Origin of the sequence: Pseudomonas sp. 9AZ (genome assembly GCF_902506525.1) — a bacterium.
Classification (GTDB): Bacteria; Pseudomonadota; Gammaproteobacteria; order Pseudomonadales; family Pseudomonadaceae; genus Aquipseudomonas; species Aquipseudomonas peli.
In genome coordinates this window covers 1,992,443-2,014,791 of the sequence record NZ_LR733840.1, presented here as the reverse complement: position 1 = coordinate 2,014,791, position 22,349 = coordinate 1,992,443, and the positions used below count along the sequence as shown (strand labels likewise).

Annotated in this window: 26 protein-coding genes; 5 read left to right on the top strand and 21 right to left on the bottom strand. The window is 60.5% G+C overall.

From position 1 onward, the window contains the following. Positions 1-34 precede the first annotated feature (34 nt). Positions 35-805 (top strand): MetQ/NlpA family ABC transporter substrate-binding protein, encoded by a 771-nt coding sequence (locus ALTER154_RS09395; protein WP_160086504.1) that lies wholly within the window; start codon positions 35-37, stop codon positions 803-805. Here the strand turns inward: ALTER154_RS09395 and ALTER154_RS09390 are convergent. Next, the gene (locus ALTER154_RS09390) at positions 802-1,722 is read right to left on the bottom strand and encodes a LysR substrate-binding domain-containing protein (RefSeq protein WP_160086502.1); all 921 of its coding nucleotides are present in this window, start codon (positions 1,720-1,722) and stop codon (positions 802-804) included. The two genes, ALTER154_RS09395 and ALTER154_RS09390, sit on opposite strands and share 4 nt — an antisense overlap. A 110-nt stretch (positions 1,723-1,832) precedes the next feature. Here ALTER154_RS09390 and ALTER154_RS09385 point away from each other — a divergent pair, with 110 nt between their 5' ends. Continuing rightward, entirely contained in the window at positions 1,833-2,258 is a 426-nt protein-coding gene (locus ALTER154_RS09385) for a VOC family protein (RefSeq protein WP_160086500.1), read from the top strand. 4 nt (positions 2,259-2,262) lie between these two features. Here the strand turns inward: ALTER154_RS09385 and ALTER154_RS09380 are convergent, their stop codons facing one another. Genes ALTER154_RS09380 through ALTER154_RS09360 form a run of 5 tightly spaced genes read right to left on the bottom strand, consistent with a single transcriptional unit; the run spans position 2,263 to position 6,187 of the window. Then, positions 2,263-2,895 carry an SCO family protein gene (locus ALTER154_RS09380; RefSeq protein WP_160086498.1) on the bottom strand — a complete coding sequence of 211 codons (633 nt, stop codon included), beginning with the start codon at positions 2,893-2,895 and terminating at the stop codon, positions 2,263-2,265. 11 nt (positions 2,896-2,906) lie between these two features. Beyond that, the gene (gene cyoE / locus ALTER154_RS09375; RefSeq protein ID WP_160086496.1) at positions 2,907-3,806 is read right to left on the bottom strand and encodes a heme o synthase; all 900 of its coding nucleotides are present in this window, start codon (positions 3,804-3,806) and stop codon (positions 2,907-2,909) included. Positions 3,807-3,830: 24 nt separating this feature from the next. Beyond that, positions 3,831-4,871, bottom strand: a complete 1,041-nt coding sequence (locus ALTER154_RS09370; RefSeq protein ID WP_160086494.1) for a heme A synthase — start codon at positions 4,869-4,871, stop codon at positions 3,831-3,833. A 25-nt stretch (positions 4,872-4,896) separates the two neighbouring features. After that, entirely contained in the window at positions 4,897-5,481 is a 585-nt protein-coding gene (locus ALTER154_RS09365; RefSeq protein WP_160086492.1) for a hypothetical protein, read from the bottom strand. Beyond that, entirely contained in the window at positions 5,456-6,187 is a 732-nt protein-coding gene (locus tag ALTER154_RS09360) for an SURF1 family protein (protein ID WP_160086490.1), read from the bottom strand. The genes ALTER154_RS09365 and ALTER154_RS09360 overlap by 26 nt, the downstream gene beginning before the upstream one ends. A gap of 88 nt (positions 6,188-6,275) precedes the next feature. Between ALTER154_RS09360 and ALTER154_RS09355 the strand changes: the two genes are divergently transcribed. Then, positions 6,276-6,479, top strand: coding sequence for a twin transmembrane helix small protein (locus ALTER154_RS09355; protein WP_090254385.1), 204 nt, complete (start codon positions 6,276-6,278; stop codon positions 6,477-6,479). A gap of 6 nt (positions 6,480-6,485) precedes the next feature. Here the strand turns inward: ALTER154_RS09355 and ALTER154_RS09350 are convergent, their stop codons facing one another. From ALTER154_RS09350 to coxB, 4 genes are read right to left on the bottom strand one after another with little or no spacing between them, the layout of a single operon-like run. Then, positions 6,486-7,382: a cytochrome c oxidase subunit 3 gene (locus ALTER154_RS09350; protein WP_090254383.1), complete on the bottom strand. Its 897-nt coding sequence runs from the start codon at positions 7,380-7,382 to the stop codon at positions 6,486-6,488. A 12-nt stretch (positions 7,383-7,394) separates the two neighbouring features. Continuing rightward, the gene (locus tag ALTER154_RS09345) at positions 7,395-7,961 is read right to left on the bottom strand and encodes a cytochrome c oxidase assembly protein (protein WP_160086488.1); all 567 of its coding nucleotides are present in this window, start codon (positions 7,959-7,961) and stop codon (positions 7,395-7,397) included. 11 nt (positions 7,962-7,972) lie between these two features. Continuing rightward, a complete protein-coding gene (ctaD, locus tag ALTER154_RS09340) occupies positions 7,973-9,577 on the bottom strand; it encodes a cytochrome c oxidase subunit I (RefSeq protein ID WP_160086486.1) in 1,605 nt (534 codons plus the stop codon). Positions 9,578-9,581: 4 nt separating this feature from the next. Beyond that, positions 9,582-10,706, bottom strand: coding sequence for a cytochrome c oxidase subunit II (gene coxB, locus ALTER154_RS09335; RefSeq protein ID WP_178126336.1), 1,125 nt, complete (start codon positions 10,704-10,706; stop codon positions 9,582-9,584). 362 nt (positions 10,707-11,068) lie between these two features. Here coxB and ALTER154_RS09330 point away from each other — a divergent pair, with 362 nt between their 5' ends. Further along, positions 11,069-11,725, top strand: coding sequence for a hypothetical protein (locus ALTER154_RS09330; protein WP_160086482.1), 657 nt, complete (start codon positions 11,069-11,071; stop codon positions 11,723-11,725). A gap of 54 nt (positions 11,726-11,779) precedes the next feature. On the opposite strand, the gene ALTER154_RS09325 is transcribed toward ALTER154_RS09330, so the two are convergent. The 3 genes from ALTER154_RS09325 to ALTER154_RS09315 form a co-directional block, all read right to left on the bottom strand. Beyond that, entirely contained in the window at positions 11,780-12,508 is a 729-nt protein-coding gene (locus ALTER154_RS09325; RefSeq protein WP_160086480.1) for a carbonic anhydrase, read from the bottom strand. A 118-nt stretch (positions 12,509-12,626) separates the two neighbouring features. Continuing rightward, entirely contained in the window at positions 12,627-13,685 is a 1,059-nt protein-coding gene (locus tag ALTER154_RS09320) for a PA0069 family radical SAM protein (RefSeq protein ID WP_160086478.1), read from the bottom strand. A gap of 92 nt (positions 13,686-13,777) precedes the next feature. Continuing rightward, positions 13,778-14,704: an AEC family transporter gene (locus ALTER154_RS09315; protein WP_256665696.1), complete on the bottom strand. Its 927-nt coding sequence runs from the start codon at positions 14,702-14,704 to the stop codon at positions 13,778-13,780. Positions 14,705-14,795: 91 nt separating this feature from the next. Between ALTER154_RS09315 and ALTER154_RS09310 the strand changes: the two genes are divergently transcribed. Further along, on the top strand, positions 14,796-15,200 hold the full coding sequence (locus ALTER154_RS09310; RefSeq protein WP_160086474.1) for a GFA family protein: 405 nt from the start codon (positions 14,796-14,798) through the stop codon (positions 15,198-15,200). Here ALTER154_RS09310 and ALTER154_RS09305 read toward each other — a convergent pair. From ALTER154_RS09305 to ALTER154_RS09270, 8 genes are all read right to left on the bottom strand, one after another. Next, entirely contained in the window at positions 15,197-17,149 is a 1,953-nt protein-coding gene (locus ALTER154_RS09305) for a DUF4105 domain-containing protein (protein ID WP_160086472.1), read from the bottom strand. The genes ALTER154_RS09310 and ALTER154_RS09305 overlap by 4 nt on opposite strands. Continuing rightward, complete coding sequence (locus ALTER154_RS09300) at positions 17,146-17,466, bottom strand: DUF2388 domain-containing protein (RefSeq protein WP_090254365.1); 321 nt, start codon at positions 17,464-17,466, stop codon at positions 17,146-17,148. Before ALTER154_RS09300 ends, ALTER154_RS09305 begins: the two co-directional genes overlap by 4 nt. 104 nt (positions 17,467-17,570) lie before the next feature. After that, a complete protein-coding gene (locus ALTER154_RS09295) occupies positions 17,571-17,888 on the bottom strand; it encodes a DUF2388 domain-containing protein (protein ID WP_090254363.1) in 318 nt (105 codons plus the stop codon). 79 nt (positions 17,889-17,967) lie between these two features. Then, positions 17,968-18,174: a DUF1127 domain-containing protein gene (locus ALTER154_RS09290; RefSeq protein ID WP_160086470.1), complete on the bottom strand. Its 207-nt coding sequence runs from the start codon at positions 18,172-18,174 to the stop codon at positions 17,968-17,970. 265 nt (positions 18,175-18,439) lie between these two features. Next, entirely contained in the window at positions 18,440-18,655 is a 216-nt protein-coding gene (locus tag ALTER154_RS09285) for a DUF1127 domain-containing protein (RefSeq protein WP_090254359.1), read from the bottom strand. 381 nt (positions 18,656-19,036) lie between these two features. Further along, positions 19,037-20,473, bottom strand: a complete 1,437-nt coding sequence (locus ALTER154_RS09280; protein WP_090254357.1) for an NAD(P)(+) transhydrogenase (Re/Si-specific) subunit beta — start codon at positions 20,471-20,473, stop codon at positions 19,037-19,039. Further along, positions 20,473-20,787 (bottom strand): NAD(P) transhydrogenase subunit alpha, encoded by a 315-nt coding sequence (locus ALTER154_RS09275; protein ID WP_090254355.1) that lies wholly within the window; start codon positions 20,785-20,787, stop codon positions 20,473-20,475. Before ALTER154_RS09275 ends, ALTER154_RS09280 begins: the two co-directional genes overlap by 1 nt. 14 nt (positions 20,788-20,801) lie before the next feature. Beyond that, the gene (locus ALTER154_RS09270; RefSeq protein WP_090254353.1) at positions 20,802-21,923 is read right to left on the bottom strand and encodes a Re/Si-specific NAD(P)(+) transhydrogenase subunit alpha; all 1,122 of its coding nucleotides are present in this window, start codon (positions 21,921-21,923) and stop codon (positions 20,802-20,804) included. Positions 21,924-22,349 lie beyond the last annotated feature (426 nt).

Genomic DNA, 22,349 nt, shown 5'->3' with positions numbered 1-22,349 from the left:
CGGACTCCGCACACATCCCACAAGGAGCTTTACGATGAAAAAACTGATCGCTGCATTCGCTGCCCTGGCAGCCTTCTCCGCCCAGGCCGAAAGCCTGAGCGTCGCGGCCACTGCCGTACCGCACGCGGAAATCCTCGAGTTCGTTAAGCCGGCCCTGGCCAAAGAAGGCGTTGAGCTGAACATCAAGGTATTCACTGACTACGTGCAGCCGAACGTGCAAGTTGCCGAGAAGCGCCTGGATGCCAATTTCTTCCAGCATCAGCCGTACCTGGATGAATTCAACAAGAGCCGTGGCACCGAGCTGGTCAGCGTAGCCGGCGTACACGTCGAGCCATTCGGCGCCTACTCCAGCCAACACAAAACCCTGGCCGACCTGCCGCAAGGCGCCAACGTGGTCATCCCTAACGACGCCACCAACGGCGGCCGCGCCCTGTTGCTGCTGCAAAAGGCCGGGGTGATTACCCTGAAGCCGGAAGCCGGCATCCTCGCCACGCCAAAAGACATCGTCGAGAACCCGAAAACCATCAAGGTGCGTGAACTGGAAGCGGCCACCCTGCCGCGCGTGCTGACCCAGGTCGACCTGGCGCTGATCAACACCAACTACGCCCTGGAAGCCAAGCTCAACCCGACCAAGGATGCGCTGATCATCGAAGGTAACGACTCGCCGTACGTCAACATCCTGGTTGCGCGTGCCGACAACAAGGACAACGCCGCCCTGCAGAAACTGGCCAAGGCGCTGAACAGCGCTGAAGTGAAAGTCTTTATCGCTGAGAAGTACCAGGGCGCCGTAGTTCCGGCGTTCTAAGACGCCGCGTTATCTGCACCCTCTGCCAAACCCCGCCTCGTGCGGGGTTTGTCGTTTAGGGCCGCCTCGCGCAAGCACTCCAGCAGGCAGTCCAGAGCCGGCTGACGCTGAGCGCGGCGCAATATCGCCACCAACTCGCGGTGAAAGGTCAGCTCGCCCAGCTCGATCACCCGCAACTGCGTCGGCCGCTGCAGCCACAGACCGGCACGCGGAACCAGCGACACACCGAGGCCGCACTCGACCATCCGTACGATGGCCTCCAGCTCATCCAGTTCCAGCGCTTCCTGCACCACCAGACGCTGCTCGCGGAGGAACTGGTTGACCCGTCGCCCGCCAAACGAGCGTCGGTCGTAACGCACGAACGGCTGCTCGGCAAGGATCTGCAACGGATCATCCGCCGTTACGCCGAGCGGGGTGATCAGCACAAACGGCTCGCGCGCCAAGCTGATCTGCAACAGCTCTTTGGGTAGCTCGAACGGCGGCTTGATCAGCAGCGCCAGGTCCAGTTCGCCGGCATCGATCTGGCTCAGCAGATTCAGCGATACGCCCGGCACCAGCTTCAGCTCGACGCGTGGGGCGGCCGCGCGGAAACGCGGCAGGGCTTCGGGCAGCAGCCCCGTCTGCAACGTGGCAATCGCGCCGACCTTGAGCTCGCCCTGCCACTCGGCCGCGCTGGTCGGCAGGGCCATCTGCGCATAGAGCCCAAGCATCTGCTCCGCCAGCGGCAAGGCATGCCGACCGGCCGCATTGAGCACCGCCGAGCGTCCACTGCGCTCGAACAGGCGGACGCCCAGCCCCTGCTCCAGCACACGCATCTGCGCGCTCACCGCCGACTGAGTCAGGCCAACCTGCTGACCCGCCGCCGCGAAGGTGCCATGCCGCGCCACCGCCACAAAGGTTTTCAATTCGCGCAGCATCGACGCCTCGACTGATCAATTTTGTTTGTGCTTGCGAACAAGGATATTCGCTTTTAATCAGAATCGCTGTTGCTGAGAATCAGCAGACCTCCCTTTCAAGGAACTCCAGCATGGCGCTCGCACCCTTTCACCTGGCAATTCCCGTTTACGACCTGGCAGCTGCACGGCACTTCTACGGCGAAGTGTTCGGCTGTGCCGAGGGCCGTAGTAGCGACCACTGGGTGGATTTCGACTTCTTCGGCCACCAGCTGGTGATCCACCAGGCGCCGAAGATGGCCTATCAGGAAGCCGCGCACAGCAACCCGGTGGACGGCCACAACGTACCGGTGCCGCATTTCGGTGTGGTGCTGGGCTGGGAGGATTGGCAGGTACTGGCGGCGCGACTACAGGCCAAGGGCACGCCATTTGTGATCGAGCCCTATGTGCGCTTCGCCGGCCAGGTTGGCGAGCAAGCCACGTTGTTCCTGCTCGACCCGTGCGGCAACGCCCTGGAGTTCAAGGCGTTCAAGGACATCAGCCAGCTATTCGCCAAATAGTTGGCTATGGGCGATCGAGTAGGCTGGGCAGCTGCGCAGCCAGCTTGGTATTGTTGATCGGCGCGCGGATAAAGCCACGCTGCTTGCCGTCCGGGCCGATCAGCACCAGGTTGCCGCTGTGATCGACGGTGTAGTTTTCCTTGCTGGTATCGGCAGGGATAAACGGAATGCTGACACCGTTGGCCAGCTTCTGGATGATCGCCTCTTCGCCGGTCAGGCCGATAAAACCGGCATCGAAATACTCCAGGTATTTCTTCAACTGCTCCGGGGTGTCGCGATGCGGATCCACCGTGACCAGCACGATGCGCAGCTTGGCCAGGGTTTCCGGCGGTAGCTGGCCCTGCAGCTGGCGCAGCTGGGCGAGGGTGGCCGGGCAAATGTCCGGGCAGAAGGTGTAACCGAAGAACAGCAGGCTCCACTGGTCCTTGAGCTGATCAACCGCCACGGTCTGCCCATCCTGATTGGTCAGGCTTAGCTCCGGCAGGCTGCGACTTTGTGGCAGCAGGACGATGCCGGCATCGAGCAGAACGGTGGGATCACCCTGGCCCTTGCTGGTCAGCACCTTGTTGACGGTCAGGCCCAGCACCAGGGCGACGATGGCAACGAGAACAAAAACGGTGATCTGGGTTCGGGTCATGGCACCAACGATTACAGGTTTAACAGCAGATAGTGGTCGATCAGCAGGGCGATAAACAGCGCGAAAAGATACCAGATGCTGTACTTGAAGGTGCTGATCGCCGCATGCGGTTTGCTGTCACGGTACAGCACCACCGCCCAGTACAGAAAGCGCCCGCCCAACACCACGGCGCAGGCGAGATAGAGCAGCCCGCTCATATGGATGGCATAAGGCAGCAGGGTCACGGCAAACATCACCAGGGTGTACAGCAGGATATGCACCTTGGTGTAGTGCTCGCCGTGGGTCACCGGCAGCATGGGGATATCGGCCTTGGCATATTCCTCCTTGCGGTGGATGGCCAGGGCCCAGAAATGCGGCGGCGTCCAGGCGAAAATGATCAGCACCAGCAGCAGCGGTTCGGCGCTGATATGCCCGGTAACCGCGACCCAGCCGAGCAACGGCGGCGCAGCACCGGCCAGGCCGCCGATGACAATGTTCTGCGGCGTGGCGCGCTTGAGAAAGCCGGTGTAGAGCACCGCGTAACCGAGCAAGGAGGCCAGGGTCAGCCAGGCGGCCAGCTCGTTGGTGAAGGTCAGCAGCAGGACCATCCCGGCCACCGCCAGCAGCAGGGCAAAGCCCAGCGCCGCAGTCGGCGACAAACGCCCGGCCGTAACTGGCCGCTTGTGGGTGCGCGCCATAATCGAATCGATACGCCGATCGACCACATGGTTAACCGCTGCCGCAGCCCCCGCGCACAGGCCGATACCCAGGTTGCCGAAAATAAGAACCGGCCAAGCGACACCTGCGCGGGTGGCGAGAAACATGCCGACCAAGGAGGTGATCAGCATCAGCACCACCACGCGGGGTTTGGTCAGCTCCAGATAATCGCGCCACGTGGCGTGGGCTTGCTGTTCGCGCACTAGAGTAGCCATAAGGTCTCTCCTCGATTGTTCTGCTTATTTGCCGGGCAGCGCAGTGAAGCCGACGGGCGTATCTGTAGCGGGGGATGCCAGCCGTGCAGTGCTGCGCAACCGGTAATTGATCAGTACCAGGGTCAGCAGCAGCGCCGCGCCGCCGAGGTTGTGCGCCACCGCCACCAGCAACGGCAGGTGAAACACCACGTTGCTGATGCCCAGGCTGATCTGCACAGTCAGCGCCAGCACCAGCAACCCGGCCAACCGCGCCAGGCCATGGCGTTTGAGTTGCCAGGCCAACAGCAGCAGCACCAGGGTCACCAGCAGCGCGCCAATGCGGTGGGTCATATGAATGGCGGTGCGCGCGTCGCTGTCGAGCTGGCCACCGAGATAATTAGGGCCGATATGCTGGGTCAGGTGAAAGCCATTGGCGAAGTCCATCGCTGGCCACCATTCGCCGTGACAGGTCGGCAGATCGACGCAGGCGACCGCCGCATAGTTGCTGCTGACCCAGCCACCGAGGGCGATCTGCCCGACAACCAGCAGCAAACCAAGCGCCGCCAGGCTGCGCAGTCGTGCGGGAAGATTGGCCAAGGCGGCCGCCTTACCGGATAGACGTAGCGTTAGAAGAAACAACAGGCTAAGGGTGGCGAAACCACCGAGCAGGTGCGCGGTAACGACTTGCGGCCAGAGTTTCAGGGTCACCGTCCACATGCCGAAGGCTGCTTGCAGCGTCACCAAGCCCAGCAAAAACAGGGGCAGTTTGAGTGGCTGATCTACTTCGCCACGGCGGCGCAGCGCCTGTACCGCCAGACCGAGAATCACCAAGCCCAGGGCGCCGGCAAAATAGCGGTGGATCATCTCGTACCAGCCCTTGGCGACTTCGACCGGCGCTTCGGGGAAACGCGCCTCGGCCAGGGTCTGTTTATGCTCGCTCATCGGCACGCCGATAAAGCCGTAGCAGCCCGGCCAGTCCGGGCAACCGAGGCCGGCGTGGGTCAAGCGGGTATAGGCACCGAGCAGCACCACCACGACCGCCAACAGCGTGGCGAACAGGGCAAAACGGTAACCAGGCTTGCTCATCATCAGTCCTTAGCCGTGGGCAGCATTAACCAATTTGCGAGATTTTCAACAGGTGCCGCAGGTCGTTGAGAATCGCCTTGCCCTTGCTGGTGGCGTCATAACGCAGCACCAGATTGCCGTGTGGATCAACGATCCACAGCTGCGCGCCGGAGGCGGAGCCGGCGGTTTTGCCGTAAGCATCCAGCTGCAGCTGATAGCGGGTCAGCTGCGGGTATTCGCGGCGTAGCTGGGCGTCATAGTCGCCGACGATGGGCTGGGCAGTTGCCAAGCCATGGGCAGCGCGGCCGACATCACGGTTTAGACCGATATGCACCTGGCGGGAGAGGAACACCAACTCCTTGCAGGCGGCATCACAGACATCCGGCACGGTCACCAACAGTTGCCAGCGCTGCTCATCGGCACCGACCACACCGAGGTCGGCGCGGGTCTGCCCGGTGCCGATCAGCTCACCGTGATAGCTGCGGGTTTCCGGCACCCAGAAACGCCACTGATACATGGCGCTGGCGAGAATCATCGGGCCGATAACCACGGCCAGAATCAGGATCAGCTGCAGCCGCCCACGGCGACGCTGGCTGGGCGACACTTCAGGCAGGGCGATGGCTGGGTTCATGGCGAGTCTCCCGCGCGTTAGATAGACCTAAATAGATAAACAGGCAGAGCAAGGCCGCGGCCAGGGCGAACCATTGCACGGCATAACCGAGATGTTTGTCGGGGCTCATGGCGATAACCGGCCAATCGCTTTGAAATGAGGCGGGGCCAGGCTCGAGGCGCACCTCATAGCTCAGGCCACCACGCCCCAGTTGCTGCCAGAGGTCGTCCGGCTTGACCTCACTGATCACCTGCGGCCAGCCTGCAGTCGGTTGCGCATCCTGCAGCTGAAACGCTTCGCCCAGCGGCACATACACCGTGGCCTGCAGACGCAGCGGTGTATCCGGGGTGGCGAAGGTTGGGCTGATGCGCCGATCCGGCCAGGGCAGCCAGCCGCGATTGAGCAACAGCCACAGGCCGCTGGTTTGGTCATAGAAGGGTTGCAGCACTTCCACGCCAACCTTACCGTCGCGGGTGCGGTTGTCGAGCAGCAAGGTATGCCGCGCGTCGAAGAAACCCTGCAACTGTACGCGCTGGTAAGCCGGATTGGGCTGGCGCTCCAGCTCATCAATGCTGATCGGTGCGGCCAGTTGCTGGGCTTGATGCGCAGCCAACAGCTCGCGCTTTTCTTCGGCCCGCGACAGCTGCCAGAAGCCTAGAGCGACCAGGCACGGAAATAGCAGCAGCACCAGTACGCTGGGCAGCCAGCCAGGACGGAAGGCGCTCATAGCAACCTTCCTAAAGCCCTGAACAAGCTGGCTATACTGCAGCTGAAGCGCATTTCCCTTCCCCCGAAGTTCCGCTTGGGAGTCACGCATGCTCAAAGCCGCGATCGTCCTGTTACTACTGGCTACTCTGGTCAGCCTATTCAGTGGCCTGTTCTTTCTGGTCAAGGACGAAGGTAGAACCTCCCGTGTGGTCAACGCGCTGACAGTACGCGTGAGCCTCACTGCCTTGACCGTCGCCCTTATTGCCTGGGGTTTCTACAGTGGCCAACTGGTCTCGCATGTCACCTGGTAAGGCTCGTCACAGCACATAAACGAAGACGAACAAACCAATCCACACCACATCGACAAAGTGCCAATACCAGGCCGCCGCTTCGAAGCCGAAGTGCTGCTCGGGGCTGAAATGGCCGCGAATAACCCGAATCAACATAATGCTCAGCATCAGCGCGCCCAGGGTTACGTGGGCGCCGTGGAAGCCGGTGAGCATAAAGAAAGTCGCGCCGTAGATGCCCGAACCCAGGGTCAGCCCCAGTTCGGTGTAGGCGTGGATATATTCCTCGACCTGCAGCACCAGAAAGGCGATGCCGAGAATCACCGTTAGAGCCAGCCACAGGGTCAGCGGCTTGCGGTGGTTCTTGCGCAGCGCGTGGTGGGCGAAGGTCAGGGTAAAACTGGAAGTGACCAGCAGAATGGTGTTGATCAGCGGCAAACCCCAAGCGCTGATGGTGCCACTCGGCGCCGGATAGAGTTTCGGGTCAGGCGTATTGAGCAGCGGCCAGGTGTATTCGAAGCCCGGCCAGAGCATATTGCTCACCCCTTTGTCGCCCTCACCGCCGAGCCAGGGACCAGCCCAGGTACGCACGTAAAACAGCACGCCGAAGAAGGCGGCAAAGAACATCACCTCGGAGAAAATAAACCAGCTCATGCCCCAGCGGAACGAGCGGTCCATCTGCGGGCTGTACATGCCGGAGCGGCTTTCCTTGATCACATTGCCAAACCAGCCGAACAGCATATAGGCGAGAAACAGGCCGCCGATAAAGAAGATCAGCGGGCCGTTGGAATCGGCGCGATCGGCCTTCATGTCGTTGAACCAGGTGCCTACGCCGTACACCGAGAACAGCATGCCCAGGGTGGCAATGATCGGCCACTTGCTCTGGGCCGGGACGTAATAGCTTTCGTGAGTTTCGTGACTCGACATTTATTGTTCTCCTTATGGAGCCGCCCGGGTAAGGGTCGCTTGTGTCACCGGCGGTTTGCGCACGGTGATATCAAACAAGGTGTAGGCCAGGGTCAGGTGGCGAACATCTGCCGGCAAGTCTCTATCGACGATAAACCGCACCGGCATTTCGATACGCTCACCGGGTTGCAGTACCTGCTGGGTAAAGCAAAAACACTCGGTCTTGTGAAAATAGGCAGCGGCTTTGGACGGCGCCACACTGGGGATCGCCTGCGCGGTCATCGGCTTGTCGGTGGGGTTGTAGGCGACAAACAGCATCTGCGTGCTGTCACCCGGATGCACCAGAACCTCGTCGGCCTGAGGACCGAACTCCCAGACCATCTCAGCGGCATTGGTGGCGAGAAACTGCACCCGCACCTGGCGCGACTCATCGGTGCTTTGCAGCCCAGCCTCATAGGCACCGGCGGTTTTGCCGTTGATGCCAAAGGCCTGGCACATCACGTCATAGATCGGCACCAGAGCGAAGCCGAAGCCGAACATGCCGACCACCACCAGTGACAGGCGGATAACTAGACGGCGAGTCGACAGGGCTTCACTCATCGGTCGGCCCCCTATTTCACTTCAGGTGGTGTGGAGAAGGTGTGATAAGGCGCCGGCGACGGCACGGTCCACTCCAGCCCCTCGGCACCATCCCAAGGCTTGGCCGCAGCGGGTTTGCCGCCACGGATGCACTTGATGACGATAAACAGGAACAGCAACTGAGTGGCGCCGAACATAAAGGCGCCGATGCTCGAGACCATGTTGAAGTTGGCGAACATCATGTTGTAGTCCGGGATACGTCGCGGCATGCCGGCCAGACCAACAAAGTGCATCGGGAAGAACGCCATGTTCATGCCGATAAAGCTCATCCAGAAATGCAGCTTGCCGAGGGTTTCGTCATACATATGCCCGGTCCACTTCGGCAGCCAGTAGTAGGCCGAGGCGAAGATGCCGAAGATCGCCCCAGGCACCAACACATAGTGGAAATGCGCCACCACGAAGTAGGTGTCGTGGTACTGGAAGTCCGCCGGGGCGATGGCCAGCATCAGGCCGGAAAAGCCACCGATGGTGAACAGGATGACGAAGGCCACCGAAAACAGCATGGGCGTTTCAAAGGTCATCGAGCCGCGCCACATGGTGCTGGCCCAGTTGAACACCTTCACCCCAGTCGGCACGGCGATCAGCATGGTCGCGTACATAAAAAACAGCTCACCGGTCAGCGGGATGCCGACGGTGAACATGTGGTGCGCCCAGACGATAAACGACAGGAAGGCGATGCTCGCCGTCGCATAAACCATCGAGGTGTAGCCAAACAGCGGCTTACGGGCGAAGGCAGGAATGATCGCACTGACCGCGCCGAACGCCGGCAGGATCATGATGTACACCTCGGGGTGACCGAAGAACCAGAAAACGTGCTGGAACAGCACTGGGTCACCGCCACCGGCGGCACTGAAGAAGCTGGTGCCGAAGTGGATGTCCATCAACATCATAGTTACGCAGCCGGCGAGTACCGGCATTACCGCGATCAGCAGGAAGGCCGTGATCAGCCAGGTCCAGACGAACAGCGGCATCTTCATCAGGGTCATGCCGGGGGCGCGCAGGTTGAGGATGGTGGCGACCACGTTGATCGCGCCCATGATCGAACTGATGCCCATCAGGTGCACAGCGAAGATAAAGAAGGTTACCGATTCCGGCGCGTAGGTGGTCGACAGCGGTGCATAGAAGGTCCAGCCGAAGTTCGGTCCGCCGCCCTCCATAAACAATGTGCTGATCAACATGCCGAACGCAGCAGGCAGCAGCCAGAAGCTGAAGTTGTTCATCCGTGGCAGGGCCATGTCCGGCGCGCCGATCATCAGCGGAATCATCCAGTTGGCCAGGCCAACAAACGCCGGCATCACCGCACCGAAGACCATGATCAGGCCGTGCATGGTGGTCATTTGGTTGAAGAATTCCGGCTGCACGATCTGCAGGCCCGGCTGGAACAGCTCGGCACGAATCACCATGGCCATGCTGCCACCCAGCAGGAACATGGCGAAGCTGAACCACAGGTACATGGTGCCGATGTCTTTGTGGTTGGTGGTCAATACCCAGCGCATCAGGCCTTTGGCCGGGCCGTGGTGATGGTCATGTCCGGCATGACCGTGGCCAACGTGGCCCGGATCGATCACTGCACTCATGTCCTTACTCCTGAGCCTGTTTGAACGCGAGGATGTCTTTCGGCGTGACCATGTCGCCTACCGCATTGCCCCAGGCATTGCGTTCGTAGGTGATGATCGCGGCGATATCGACTTCCGAGAGTTGCTTGCCAAAAGCGGCCATCGAAGTGCCCGACTTGCCGTTGACCACGATGCCGATATGACCGGCCGCAGGTCCGGTAGCAATCGCCGAGCCTTTGAGTGCAGGGAACATCGGCGGCAGGCCTTCACCGGTTGGCTGGTGGCAGGAGGCGCAGTTGGTCTGGTAGGACTTCTCGCCACGCGCCATCAGCTCGTCCATGGTCCACTCTTTAGTGGTCAGCTCACGTTCGGCAGCCGCTGCAACCTTGCGCTCGGCGATCCAGGTGGCGTAGTCCTCTTTCGACTTGGCTTCTACCACCACGGGCATAAAACCGTGATCCTTGCCGCACAACTCGGTGCACTGGCCACGGTAGATGCCCGGCTCGTCGATACGTGTCCAGGATTCGTTGATAAAACCAGGGATGGCGTCCTTCTTCACCGCAAGTGCCGGCACCCACCAGGAGTGAATCACGTCGGCGGCGGTGATCAGAAAGCGTACTTTGGTGCCGACCGGCACCACCAGCGGCTCATCCACCTCGAGCAGGTAGTGCTCGCCCTTGGTGGCTTTGTTGTTGATTTGATCCTTGGGCGTTGTGAGGTTGCTGAAGAACTCGACGTCTTCACCCAAGTATTTGTAGTGCCATTTCCATTGATAACCCGTGACCTGAATATCCAGCTCGGATTCGCTGGAGTCATAGATCTCGATCAGGGTCTTGGTCGCCGGTATCGCCATCAGCACCAGAATCACCAACGGCACAACCGTCCAGAGAATCTCGACCGTGGTGCTTTCATGGAAGTGTGCGGGCTGCTGGCCTGTTGAGCGACGGTGGACGAGCATCGACCAGAACATCGCGCCGAACACGATCACGCCGATGACGACGCAGATCCAGAAGATGGTCATGTGCAAATCAAATACTGAGCGGCTGACCTCGGTGGCACCGGGCGTCATATTGATGCCCCAGCTGGCGTGTGCCGAGCTGAATACCAACCACAACAGGAGGCCCATCCAGACTCGTGGATGTCGCATCATTGCGGGTTCCCCTTAATTGTTCTTGTTATCCCGCCGAATCGGTCAGTGGCTCAGCAAGCGCAGATCTTTGCGGTGAAAATGCCTGCGAGGACTGTCCATGCCAGAGCCGATTCGGAGTTATCAGGTACTGCCTTTCGAATTCGAGTATAGACACGGACTTACACCTGGCAACGCGAAAGCCGAAATGAGCCATGCACTGCAGACCACACGCTAAAGACCACGGCTGACGCGGGATCGGCGGAGGTTGGCGCTGCGACATATAGCCGACTCGCATAACTGTTTAATAATTATGACAATCGGGTCTTAGCCAAGACGTTCAGCCAGCTAAGGTTCTCGCCCATGTCCTCATTTCAGGAGCAGTCATGAACATCGCCGCTTTGCACGTACTGATTCAGCGTGCGCACCAACACGAAGCCAGCACGGATCAGCTGGCCAGTCAGATGCAAGCCCACCTGGGTCAATTGCACCCCTCCATTCGCCTGCCCAATGAAGACACCCACGGCGTGTTGCAGCGTTTTGTCAGCGCGTATATCGAACAGGTGCCAGAACTGTTGCAGGCGGCCCATGAGGTTTCGCTGGAAGCAGGAATCGAGGCGCAGATCAAACCGGTGCTCAAGGTGGCTGAGCAGTTTTTTCTGCAACCGCCAGCGCTGATGGCCGGCCATGAGGGGCTGGAGGGATTACTCGACGAGGCCTATCTGGCCCATCGCTTGGTCGAGGAAGTGAATGATCGCTACATCGCCCACCTGGGCGCGCCGTTGATTCCGCTGGATACCACAGTGGCCAATCTGATCGCCCACCAATTGATTGGCGAGGCCTTTGCCAACCAATTGGACGAGGCCGTGCACCATGCGGTCGACGGCATGCTCGACGAGGCCAGCTTTGCTCAGGACTCAGTGCAAGCCTACCGCGAACGCTTGAACAACCCGCAGACAGATGCGGCCTGGAAGCGCTGGCCATGCCTATCTCGGCAGCTCGGTGTGGAGCTGCAGCTGAATGAAACCCGCGCGACGGGTTGACTGGCCTTAAACCCAGCGCGCGTTTGCCTAGGCCGGTGGTTATTCAATAGCCTGCTAGCTGTTCGGCAGATAGCGCGCACGGGGGGTGGCCATCGGCAGCGGACCGTCGCCAATCAAGCGAAACTCACCTTTCACCGCGTCGTACGCTTTGATCTCGCTGGTCTCGATGTCGTACACCCAGCCGTGAATAAACAATTGGCCGCTGGCCACCCGCGCCGCCACCGACGGGTGAGTGCACAGGTGATTGAGCTGAGCCACCACGTTCTCCTCGGTGAGAATGCCCAGCCTGTCATGGCCTTCACAGCCGCAGTTCGCCTCGACCACCTTGAGCGCCACTTCGCTGTGACGCAGCCAGGCTTTCACCGTCGGCATGCTCTCCAGGGTCTCGGGGGCCAATACGGCCTTCATCGCACCGCAGTCAGAGTGGCCACAGACGATGATGTGTTGCACGCCCAGCGCCAGCACCGCGTACTCGATGGCGGTGGACACCCCCCCCATCATCTGGCCGTAAGCCGGCACCACGTTACCAACGTTGCGGTTGACGAACAGGTCGCCCGGCGAGCTTTGAGTGATCAACTCCGGCACCACCCGCGAGTCGGCGCAGGTGATAAACATCGCACGCGGGTTCTGCGCAGTGGCGAGCTTTTTGAACAGGTCTTCCTGCTGCGGAAAGATTTCGCTGCGAAAGCGCTTGAAACCATCAACGATGGTCTGCAGGGCTTCCTCGGCACTCTCAGTGCCTGTGCGACCTTGCAGCGGAATCAACTGATGCTTGTATGGCATGTTTGCGACCTCTGAACCTGAAAAAACCTGCTAAAGCGACAGCCAAGCAGGCTGGCAAGTCACATGCCAAGTGTTACTGCCCTGAACCCTCACGGCAATCTTTAACGGTACCTGCCCATTAGAGCAGCGCCAGCTGACCACCCGGCGGACAGAAGCGCGTGCAGTCCAGGTTTAACCCCTCACGTCGATTCAGGCCCAGGCGCTTGCTGGCCAGGGCAAAGCGTTGCGCAAGCAATTCGGCAAACGCCCCTTCACCCCGAAAACGCTGACCGAAGCGGCTGTCATACAGCGCACCACCACGGCTCTGCCGGATCAGGCTGAGCACATGCTCAGCGCGCTGCGGGTAGTGCGCCTGCAACCACTCCTCGAATAACGGTGCCACTTCGCGCGGCAGACGAAGCAGCATGTAATTGGCGCTCTGCGCGCCAGCATCCTTGGCCGCTGCCAGCAAGTGCTCCAGCTCCATATCGTTGATCATCGGGATCATCGGTGAGCACAGCACGCCGACCGGAATACGGTTTTCACGCAACACACGGATCGCCCGCAAACGCGCCGCAGGTGCCGCTGCGCGCGGCTCCATGATGCGTTTGAGTTCGTCATCCAGGGTGGTCAGGCTGATCATCACCGCCACCAGCCGCTGCTGCGCCAGCTCAGTAAGCAGATCAAGGTCACGCAGAATCAAGGCACCCTTGGTGATGATGGTCACGGGATGACGGTAGTCGAGCAGCACCTTGAGGCTGTTGCGGGTCAGCAGGTGCTGGCGTTCGATCGGTTGATAGGGATCGGTATTGGAACCCAGGTTGATCGGCGCGCAGACATAGCCAGGCTTGCTCAGCTGCTGTTCGAGCAGGGCCACGGCATTGGTCTTGGCGATCAGCTTGGTTTCAAAATCCAGCCCCGGCGACAGATCCCAGTAAGCGTGGCTGGGCCTGGCGTAACAATAAATGCAGCCATGTTCACAGCCACGGTAGGGATTGAGCGAACGGTCGAAGGGCAGATCCGGCGACTGGTTACGGGTGATAATGCTTTTTGCGGTTTCGCTGCGCACCTCGGTCGCCCGGCTCGCCGGCACCTCCTGAAACCAGCCGTCATCGCTGGCGATAATGCGCAGCGGCGCAAAACGGTTATGCGGATTACTGGCGGTACCGCGACCGCGCGGCGGCAGAGCAATGGACATGGGCTGACTCCATAAATTACTGTATATAAATACAGTAATTTATATGTACCACCAAGCACCGACCATCCGCCCGACCTTTCCTGGGATATGAATCAGCCAACCACCAGTAGCAACAGCAGCGGCAAACTGGCCGCTGCCAGCAGGGTTTGCAGGGTGATGATGCCGGCCATCAATTGGCTGTCACCGCCCAGCTGTCGGGTTAATACATAGGCTGTAGGTGCAGTTGGCAGAGCAAAGAACAGCACCAATACGGTGCTTTCCATCGCCGGCAACTGCAGACCGTAGGCCACCGCCCAGGCCAGCATCGGCATGCCCAGCAGGCGCAGCAGGCTGTTCCACCCCAGGGCCGGAATCTCACCACCCAACTGTTCAGGTTTCAGCGCCGCACCAACGCAAAGCAGGCCCAGCGGTAGGCTGGCGGCAGCCAACAGACTGAGCAGCCGATCACTGCCGCCCGGTAGGCCGAGACCGCTGAGGTTGACCAGCGCGCCGCCCAGGCAGGCGAGGATCAACGGATTCTTCAGAATCGGCAGCAACAGACTGCGCGCACTGACGCCACGTTCGGCGGTCAGCGACCAGACGGAGAGCACATTCACTGTTGGCACCATCAGGGCGAGCATGATGGCCGCCAGGGTCAGGCCTTCCTGGCCAAACAGGCTGCCCACCGCTGCCAGGCCGAGGTAAGTGTTGAACCGCAGAATGCCCTGGCTAAATGCCCCAAAACGTCCTGCTGGCCAGCCCCGTATGCGCCGTGCCAGCAACAGCGCCAGCCAGGCGATGCCCAGCGCCAGCAGCACGGCCAAACCCAGGCGCGGCAACGCTGGATTATCCAGTGGCGCAGTCGCCAGGCTGCTGAACAGCAGCGCCGGGAACAGCATGAAATAGTTCAGCCGCTCAGCACCCGGCCAGAACGCCTCATTGGGGAACGCCCGGCGTCGCAGGTAATACCCAGCGACGATTAAGGCAAACAACGGCCACAAGGCCAACAGCAACTCCAGCACGGCAACCTCCAGCCACAGCTAAGCCGCCATCTTGAGCAGCCAACAGGGGTGACGCAAGGATGATATCGGGATTAGGCTGGCTTACCTGCCCTTTGCGATGAGGACACCCATGCCTGCTATTCATCAAGGTGGCTGCCAGTGCGGCGCATTGCGCTATCAGTTCGCGGCGCCACTGCAGGACATTGCCCACTGCCATTGCTCGATCTGTCGACGCAGTACAGGGGGCATCGTTACCACCTGGGTTACCGTGCCGCTGGCGAGCTTTCGCTGGCTGACCGACATGCCACGTGAGTACGCCTCATCATCCAGCTGCACGCGTTATTTCTGTGGGCAATGCGGCGCGCATCTGGCGTTGTTCACACAGCTCAGTCCAGAGACACTGGATGTGACCGTCGCTACGCTGGACGAGCCGGAGCAGGCCCCAGCGGATCGACATATCTGGGTGCAAAGCCGTCTGCCGTGGCTGCACCTCGACCCGCAGTTGCCCGAGGAAGATCAGGAACTCATGGACTAGGGCAACTGCAGGCCGCCGCCGGCTTTGTGCAGCGTGCGCAGATGCTTGCCCAGTTGCGTCAGGTTGGCTTCAGTGGCCTGTAATTCGGCCAGTCGCGCCGGCGCCAACAGGGTGCGCACTTCCTGGTCGAGGTTGTCGCTGAGCTGGCGCAGTTGCTGCTGACGCGCCTGGCTTTCGGTTTCCAGGCGCTGCCATTCGGCGCGCTGCGGCAGGCCGTAGCCACCCTCGAGCAACTCGGCCGGGCGACTGAGAAAGCCGCTGTTGGCGAGGATCTGCTGCAGCGCGCCGCCGGCCTTGTTCACCGTGGGATCAACGCCCTCACGGCCGCTGAGGTAGCGGCGCTTGAGTTCATCCTGAGCCAATAACAGTTGCCGACGCAGTGCCGCCTGTTCGAGCAACAACAGCGCCGCGCTGGTGCGCAGATCGGCGCGGTCAAACCAGGGTTGGCGCTTCTCGGCTGGCTGGGTCAGCCAGTCCTCAACCTGCGTTTGCTCAATCGGCAGCTGCGCCTGCAGCACGCTGAACATGGCCTGGTAACGGTCACGGAACGAGTCGAAGCGATAACCCAGGCGCAGGGCTTCGGTGGAGTCGTTCAGCACATTGCGGTCGGCCAAATCGCGCGCCACCAGCGTGTCGAGCAAGCCGTTGGGCATGATGCTGTCGAGCGCGTGCAGGCGCGGGTGCTGGCTGCCGCTGCGCAGCAGCTTGAGGGTTTCCACGGCGCAGTTGTTGGAGATAAACCAGTAGTTTCCGTCGTAACTCCAGTGCTGCTCAGCAGCGCGGGTCACCAGTTGTTCCAGCTGCATACGGTCCAGTTTGAGCGGCACCGAGGCCAGGCTGCGCAGCTCGACCTTGGTGTATTCCTCGATCACCTGCTCCAGCGGCAGAACGAACAGCCGCGACGGATAAACACCGGTCAGACCATCCCAACTCGATAGCTGCACGTCGCCGACAAAGGCGCGGTAGGACAGCACCAGATGCTCCTGCAGATCCAGCCGACAGTCCGGCCCCAGCGGCCGGCCGGGCGCGCAGATGACCAGGCGCAGCATGCTGTGGCCCCAGCGGCTGGCCAGTGCATCGTTGGCTTCGGCCAGCAGGTAATCCACCTGATAAACCCGCTGCGGATCGATGCTGCCCAGCGGTTGGCGGGCAAAGTCCCGCCCGGCATTCAGGTAAGCCAGACCTTCGGCGCAAGGCTGCAGATTGGCCGGCGTCCAAGCGAAATGCGCACTCAGGTAACGCGCCAGCGAGGGCCGGCGACAGGCGTAGCTGGGGTCGAGGATGAAGTACTCCATATTCACCGCAAGAAACTCGCGCGGGTTGCTCAGCTCATAGCTATCCGGGCTGCGCGCGACCTGATGATTGTCCGGCTCGCGCGCACCACGCCGCCCGACCTGCTGTGGCCAGCCGGCCAGGTCCAGCAGTAGCGGATCATCGCTCAGGGTGAAGCGCCGCGTGGTTTGCCCGCGGCAGTGATCCGGCAAGCCAACGGCTCCAAGACTCTGTTCGCGTTGGCGACACTGGCGCTGCAACTGCCGATCCTCCGGCGGCCAGAGCTGGGCACGGTCATATAGATGGGTGATTTCATGCAGCACGGTCGCCAGCAACTCTTGGCGCACGCTGCCATGGGGTCGATTGGTTAGGCTGGTGGCGCTGCTACCGTCACTTAACCCTGGCAGCAACGCGGCATTCAGTTCGATGCCGCTGAACCGCCCTGCGCGGCCATACACCTGCGCAGGCAAACTACGCCAGCGCACTCTGACGCTACGGTCGAGTTGCTGTTTGAGCTTTGGCGGCAAGGCGGCCAGCGCGTCTTGCAACAGTTGCTGGCTGGCCTGGCGCTCAGCAGGGCTGAGCTCGGCGCCCGCGAGCTGCAGGCGCAACTCGGCCTGGCTGCAGGTGCTGGCCAGTAGCGCCAGCCAGAGCAGCCAGGTACGCGGCCAACTCACAGCGCCAGAATGGCTTCGGCCAATACCAGGTCGGAAGCGCCTTGCGCCTCAGGCACTTGGCTGCGGATGGTGCTTATAGCGGCTTCCAGCTGAGCGCCGCGGATCTGCCCTTGGCTGGCGACGAAACTGGCCGCATCGTCACGCGCCGCGAGCACGACTTTCGAGTCGCGCACCGAGGTGGTGGTATCCGAGGTGAAGTCGAAGGTGCGATCCAGCGCGCGTACGATGATATTGCTGGTCGCCACCAGGGTTTGCGCCTGTGCGGTGGCACTGAACAGAACAACTGCAACTACGGCACTGAGCAAGATAGGGCGCATATACATCTCCAATAATCAGCCATCACATCGTTTGGACTGGCTTAGACGAGCAGTGTGCCACACAGTTCCGCCAGCGCTTCTGGCTAAGCGCCGGCGGTGTGCGCTCAAAGGCTGAGGATGGCCGTCGCCAACTGCATATCGTCGCCCTGTAACGTCGGCACCTGCTGACGGATATGTTGCAGAGCGGCCTCCAGGCGCGCCCCACGGATGTCGCCCTGACTGGCGACAAACGCGGCGGCATCGTCGCGCGCAGCCAGCACAATCTTGTCATCGGTAAAGGACGAGGACACATCGGAACTCGCCTCCGAGGTCGCCCCGACCGCACCCACCACCGCATCAGTGGTGACCACAAAGCTGGTGGCGCTAGCCGTGCCGGTCAACGCCAGTAATGCCGCAAGGCTCAAGGTCTTTATCGCATTCATATCCACGCTCCTGAAAAGGCCCAACAGACAGGCTGGGTTCAGTGTAGACCTTGACGATGCGGGTTGGTTGCCAGGCAATTTATCTCCAGAACGGCTTTGCCAGCTCCGCCTGTCGTTGCGCCTCCGTAATACCTGCGTCGGCCAGCTGACGACTATCGAGGCGCGCCAATTGGCTTCGAGTCCGCAGATTACGCTGCCAGCCACAGAGCGCGGCATAGACACGCAACCAGAGCGGTTGGTTTACCCGAGCCGTTGCGTTGGATGAGTGTTTGAGTGTGCGTTCCATGGCGCAATTCCTTGTCAGAGACAAAAGAGGGCAGTCCATGGTGCGCGCAAGCTGACAGCAGGGTCAGAGACAGCACCTGAAAATTGTTATGGCGCAGTAAGCTTTTTATAAGAACTGTACCGCTTAACAGCACAGCAGACTGTTGCAGCTACGTAGTTGCTTCAGCACTTTCCACGGCACATAAAAAGAAAGCCCCAACACGCAGGGCGCTGGAGCTTTCAAAAATCCCATTAAGGGAGGAGCAGAAATCGATGTCTGGCAGCAGTTAACGCCAGAAGGGCTTGCTCAGTTCAGCGTGACGCTGTGCTTCGCTGATACCGGCGTCTGCGAGCAGACGGGAGTCCAGACGAGCCAGCTGGCGGCGGCTAACAACGCGGCGCTGCCATTGCAGAACAGAAGCCAGCATGCGCAGCGGCAACGCGCTGGAGCCGGTGGATTGGCTGTGATCAAAAAACAGGTCGGAACTGAGGGTACGTTCCATGGTGGTCATCCTTCCGCTTGTGGCGGGTCAGTGGTGTGTTGCGATGGGAGAATTATTGCCGTTGCCCCCACTTCGCTGTAGCCACAGCTGAATGAAATTGCAGCACAAATAGATAGTTTGCTTTGTAACTGTTTGACCTATTTTACACTCAGCTGTACTGGCCATAAGTGCTTTAGACTAAAAATGGTACAAAAGCAGATGAAAGACCTGCGTTTAACACTGAATTTCAGTGAAACCATATAGGTACAGTTTCAAATTGCACTTATGTGACAGCTGACCTGTTTTTCAGATTTTGCCTTGAGAAAAACACTTTTCTGATCGAGTGGACAGAAAAAAGCCCGGCTATTGAGCCGGGCTTTTTCTACAGCGTCGCAGCGAGGATTAGTCGACCGCTTTAACCATGTCTTCGATGACTTTCTTGGCGTCGCCGAAAACCATCATGGTCTTGTCCAGGTAGAACAGTTCGTTGTCCAGGCCGGCGTAGCCGCTGGCCATCGAGCGCTTGTTGACGATCACGGTCTTGGCTTTATAAGCCTCGAGGATCGGCATGCCAGCGATCGGCGACTTCGGATCGTTCTTCGCCGCCGGATTGACCACGTCGTTGGCACCGAGCACCAGCACCACGTCGGCCTGGCCGAACTCGGAGTTGATGTCGTCCATTTCGAACACCTGCTCGTAAGGCACTTCAGCCTCAGCCAGCAGTACGTTCATGTGGCCAGGCATACGACCGGCAACCGGGTGGATCGCGTACTTCACGGTCACGCCACGGTGGGTCAGCTTCTCAGCCAGCTCCATCAGCGCGTGCTGGGCACGGGCTACTGCCAGGCCGTAACCCGGAACGATGATCACGGTGTCGGCGTTGGTCAGCAGGAAAGCCGCATCGTCGGACGAGCCAGACTTAACCGGACGCGCTTCCTGAGCACCGGCAGGGCCAGCTGCTTCAGCCGCGCCACCGAAACCACCGAGGATCACGTTGAAGAACGAACGGTTCATCGCCTTGCACATGATGTACGAGAGGATCGCGCCCGAAGAACCTACCAGCGAACCGGCAATGATCAGCATCGAGTTGTTCAGCGAGAAGCCGATACCAGCAGCCGCCCAGCCCGAGTAGCTGTTGAGCATCGACACGACGACCGGCATGTCCGCGCCACCAATCGGGATGATGATCAGCACGCCGATGACGAAGGCCAGGGCCAGCAGGATGGCGAAGGCGGTGATATCACCGGTGAAGGTGTACACCAAACCCAAGCCCAGAATCGCCAGACCGATGGCCAGGTTCACCCAGTGTTGGCCCTTGAACTGTACCGGGGCGCCCTGGAACAGGCGGAACTTGTACTTGCCCGAGAGTTTACCGAAGGCGATCACCGATCCGGAGAAGGTGATGGCACCGATGGCCGCACCGAGAAACAGCTCCAGACGGTTACCGGCCGGAATCGCATCGCCCAGCGCCGCAACGATACCCAGCGACTGCGGTTCAACGACAGCGGCAATGGCGATAAACACCGCGGCCAGGCCGATCATGCTGTGCATGAAGGCGACCAGTTCCGGCATCTTGGTCATTTCCACGCGCTTGGCCATGATCGAACCGGCAGTGCCACCGACCAACAGGCCAACAATCACGTAGCCAATGCCCTGGGTGGCGATTTCCGCACCCAGCTTGTAGATCAGGCCGACGGTGGTGAGCACGGCAATGCCCATACCGATCATGCCGAACAGGTTGCCGCGACGCGACGTGGTCGGGTGCGACAGACCTTTAAGCGCCTGGATAAAGCAGATCGAGGCGACGAGGTAGAGAACAGTGATCAGATTCATGCTCATCAGTGCTTCTCCACCTGCGCCTTAGGCGCTTTCTTCTTGAACATTTCCAGCATGCGCCGGGTTACCAGGAAGCCACCGAACACGTTAACCGCAGCCAGAGCCACCGCCAGGGTGCCCATGGTCTTGCCCAGCGGGGTCACGGTCAGCGCGGCAGCCAACATGGCGCCGACGATAACGATGGCGGAAATTGCGTTGGTCACTGCCATCAACGGGGTGTGCAGGGCCGGTGTCACGTTCCATACCACGTGGTAGCCCACGTAAATGGCCAGCACGAAGATGATCAGGTTGTAGATGCCGTCAGAAATCATATCCATGAGCGGTGCTCCCCTTAGCCGTTAGTGCGCACGACGTTGCCGTCACGGCACATCAGGCACGCAGCGACGATGTCGTCTTCAAGGTTGAGGTGGAACTTGCCTTCGCCGTCGATAACCAGCTTGAGGAAGTCCAGCAGATTGCGTGCGTACAGCGCCGAAGCATCAGCCGGCACCAGGGCCGCCAGGTTGCTGTGGCCGACGATGGTCACGCCATGCTGCACCACCACCTGTTCAGCGACGGTCAGCGGGCAGTTGCCGCCTTGCGCTGCAGCCAGGTCGATGATCACCGAGCCAGGCTTCATTTCCGCCACGGTGGCGGCATGCAGCAGGGTCGGTGCCTTGCGGCCCGGGATCAGTGCAGTGGTGATGACGATATCAGCCTGCTTGGCGCGCTCATGCACCGCCTTGGCCTGACGCTCCATCCACGAAGCCGGCATCGGCCGCGCGTAGCCGCCAACACCCTGGGCGCATTCGCGCTCTTCATCGGTCTCGAATGGCACATCGACGAACTTGGCGCCGAGCGACTCAATCTGCTCTTTCACCGCCGGACGCACGTCCGAAGCCTCGATCACCGCACCCAGGCGCTTGGCCGTGGCGATGGCCTGCAGGCCAGCTACACCCGCGCCGAGAATCAGAATACGCGCGGCCTTCACGGTACCGGCAGCAGTCATCAACATCGGCATAAAGCGCGGGTAGTGATGCGCGGCCAGCAGCACAGCTTTGTAGCCGGCGATGTTGGCCTGCGAGCTGAGCACGTCCAGGCTCTGCGCGCGGGACGTGCGCGGGGCAGCTTCCAGGGCGAAGGCGGTCACGCCGCGAGCATTGATGCGCGCGATGGTCTCGTTGCTGAACGGATTGAGCATGCCCACCAATACGGCACCGGCTTTCATGTGCGCCAGCTCAGCATCGGTTGGGGCAACCACTTTCAGCACCAGATCGGCACCAAAAGCAGCAGCGTCGTTGCCGATAGCCGCGCCAACCGCTTCATAGGCGCTGTCCGGAATGCTCGCGCTAACGCCAGCACCGGTCTGAACAGTCACCTGATGGCCTTGGCCGATCAGCTTCTTGATGGTTTCGGGAGTTGCGGCAACGCGCGTCTCACCAGCATGGGTTTCGAGAGGAACACCGATGTGCACTTCAATTCTCCTGCGTGATCTTTTTGGTGAACCGGCGCACTGCGGGTGGCACGCGGGCATTAGGGAGGATCAGCACAAACCCGCTCAGGCTTCAGTTGCACAATGGCGGGGCGCGGCATTTTGCAGGCGATAGCCATTGCCTTCAAGGCGTTATGAAGTAAAACCTTGCGATAACTACAAGTCACTGCATGACCTTATAGGCAGCCAATTCCTTGCAAGCCTTTTGGATAAAGGCCTGCAGCGTTTTCGCTGGGATAAATCGAGACCGATGCATTCTTGAAACAAATACAGCGCCATCAGATCAACGGCGTTGCCGTTATTCGCGCAGTAAACCCCTGTTTCAGTGGGCTGCAGCGGTTTTTGTGTGCAAAAAATGCAACACCCTGTACCTGCTGTAGGCAGCGAAAGTGTAGCCATCCAGATAGC

Coding starts and splice junctions, on each gene's coding strand:
- ALTER154_RS09395 (WP_160086504.1), top strand. CDS start 35: ATGAAAAAACTGATCGCTGCATTCGCTGCCCTGGCAGCCTTCTCCGCC.
- ALTER154_RS09390 (WP_160086502.1), bottom strand. CDS start 1,722: ATGCTGCGCGAATTGAAAACCTTTGTGGCGGTGGCGCGGCATGGCACC.
- ALTER154_RS09385 (WP_160086500.1), top strand. CDS start 1,833: ATGGCGCTCGCACCCTTTCACCTGGCAATTCCCGTTTACGACCTGGCA.
- ALTER154_RS09380 (WP_160086498.1), bottom strand. CDS start 2,895: ATGACCCGAACCCAGATCACCGTTTTTGTTCTCGTTGCCATCGTCGCC.
- cyoE (WP_160086496.1), bottom strand. CDS start 3,806: ATGGCTACTCTAGTGCGCGAACAGCAAGCCCACGCCACGTGGCGCGAT.
- ALTER154_RS09370 (WP_160086494.1), bottom strand. CDS start 4,871: ATGAGCAAGCCTGGTTACCGTTTTGCCCTGTTCGCCACGCTGTTGGCG.
- ALTER154_RS09365 (WP_160086492.1), bottom strand. CDS start 5,481: ATGAACCCAGCCATCGCCCTGCCTGAAGTGTCGCCCAGCCAGCGTCGC.
- ALTER154_RS09360 (WP_160086490.1), bottom strand. CDS start 6,187: ATGAGCGCCTTCCGTCCTGGCTGGCTGCCCAGCGTACTGGTGCTGCTG.
- ALTER154_RS09355 (WP_090254385.1), top strand. CDS start 6,276: ATGCTCAAAGCCGCGATCGTCCTGTTACTACTGGCTACTCTGGTCAGC.
- ALTER154_RS09350 (WP_090254383.1), bottom strand. CDS start 7,382: ATGTCGAGTCACGAAACTCACGAAAGCTATTACGTCCCGGCCCAGAGC.
- ALTER154_RS09345 (WP_160086488.1), bottom strand. CDS start 7,961: ATGAGTGAAGCCCTGTCGACTCGCCGTCTAGTTATCCGCCTGTCACTG.
- ctaD (WP_160086486.1), bottom strand. CDS start 9,577: ATGAGTGCAGTGATCGATCCGGGCCACGTTGGCCACGGTCATGCCGGA.
- coxB (WP_178126336.1), bottom strand. CDS start 10,706: ATGATGCGACATCCACGAGTCTGGATGGGCCTCCTGTTGTGGTTGGTA.
- ALTER154_RS09330 (WP_160086482.1), top strand. CDS start 11,069: ATGAACATCGCCGCTTTGCACGTACTGATTCAGCGTGCGCACCAACAC.
- ALTER154_RS09325 (WP_160086480.1), bottom strand. CDS start 12,508: ATGCCATACAAGCATCAGTTGATTCCGCTGCAAGGTCGCACAGGCACT.
- ALTER154_RS09320 (WP_160086478.1), bottom strand. CDS start 13,685: ATGTCCATTGCTCTGCCGCCGCGCGGTCGCGGTACCGCCAGTAATCCG.
- ALTER154_RS09310 (WP_160086474.1), top strand. CDS start 14,796: ATGCCTGCTATTCATCAAGGTGGCTGCCAGTGCGGCGCATTGCGCTAT.
- ALTER154_RS09300 (WP_090254365.1), bottom strand. CDS start 17,466: ATGCGCCCTATCTTGCTCAGTGCCGTAGTTGCAGTTGTTCTGTTCAGT.
- ALTER154_RS09295 (WP_090254363.1), bottom strand. CDS start 17,888: ATGAATGCGATAAAGACCTTGAGCCTTGCGGCATTACTGGCGTTGACC.
- ALTER154_RS09290 (WP_160086470.1), bottom strand. CDS start 18,174: ATGGAACGCACACTCAAACACTCATCCAACGCAACGGCTCGGGTAAAC.
- ALTER154_RS09285 (WP_090254359.1), bottom strand. CDS start 18,655: ATGGAACGTACCCTCAGTTCCGACCTGTTTTTTGATCACAGCCAATCC.
- ALTER154_RS09280 (WP_090254357.1), bottom strand. CDS start 20,473: ATGAGCATGAATCTGATCACTGTTCTCTACCTCGTCGCCTCGATCTGC.
- ALTER154_RS09275 (WP_090254355.1), bottom strand. CDS start 20,787: ATGGATATGATTTCTGACGGCATCTACAACCTGATCATCTTCGTGCTG.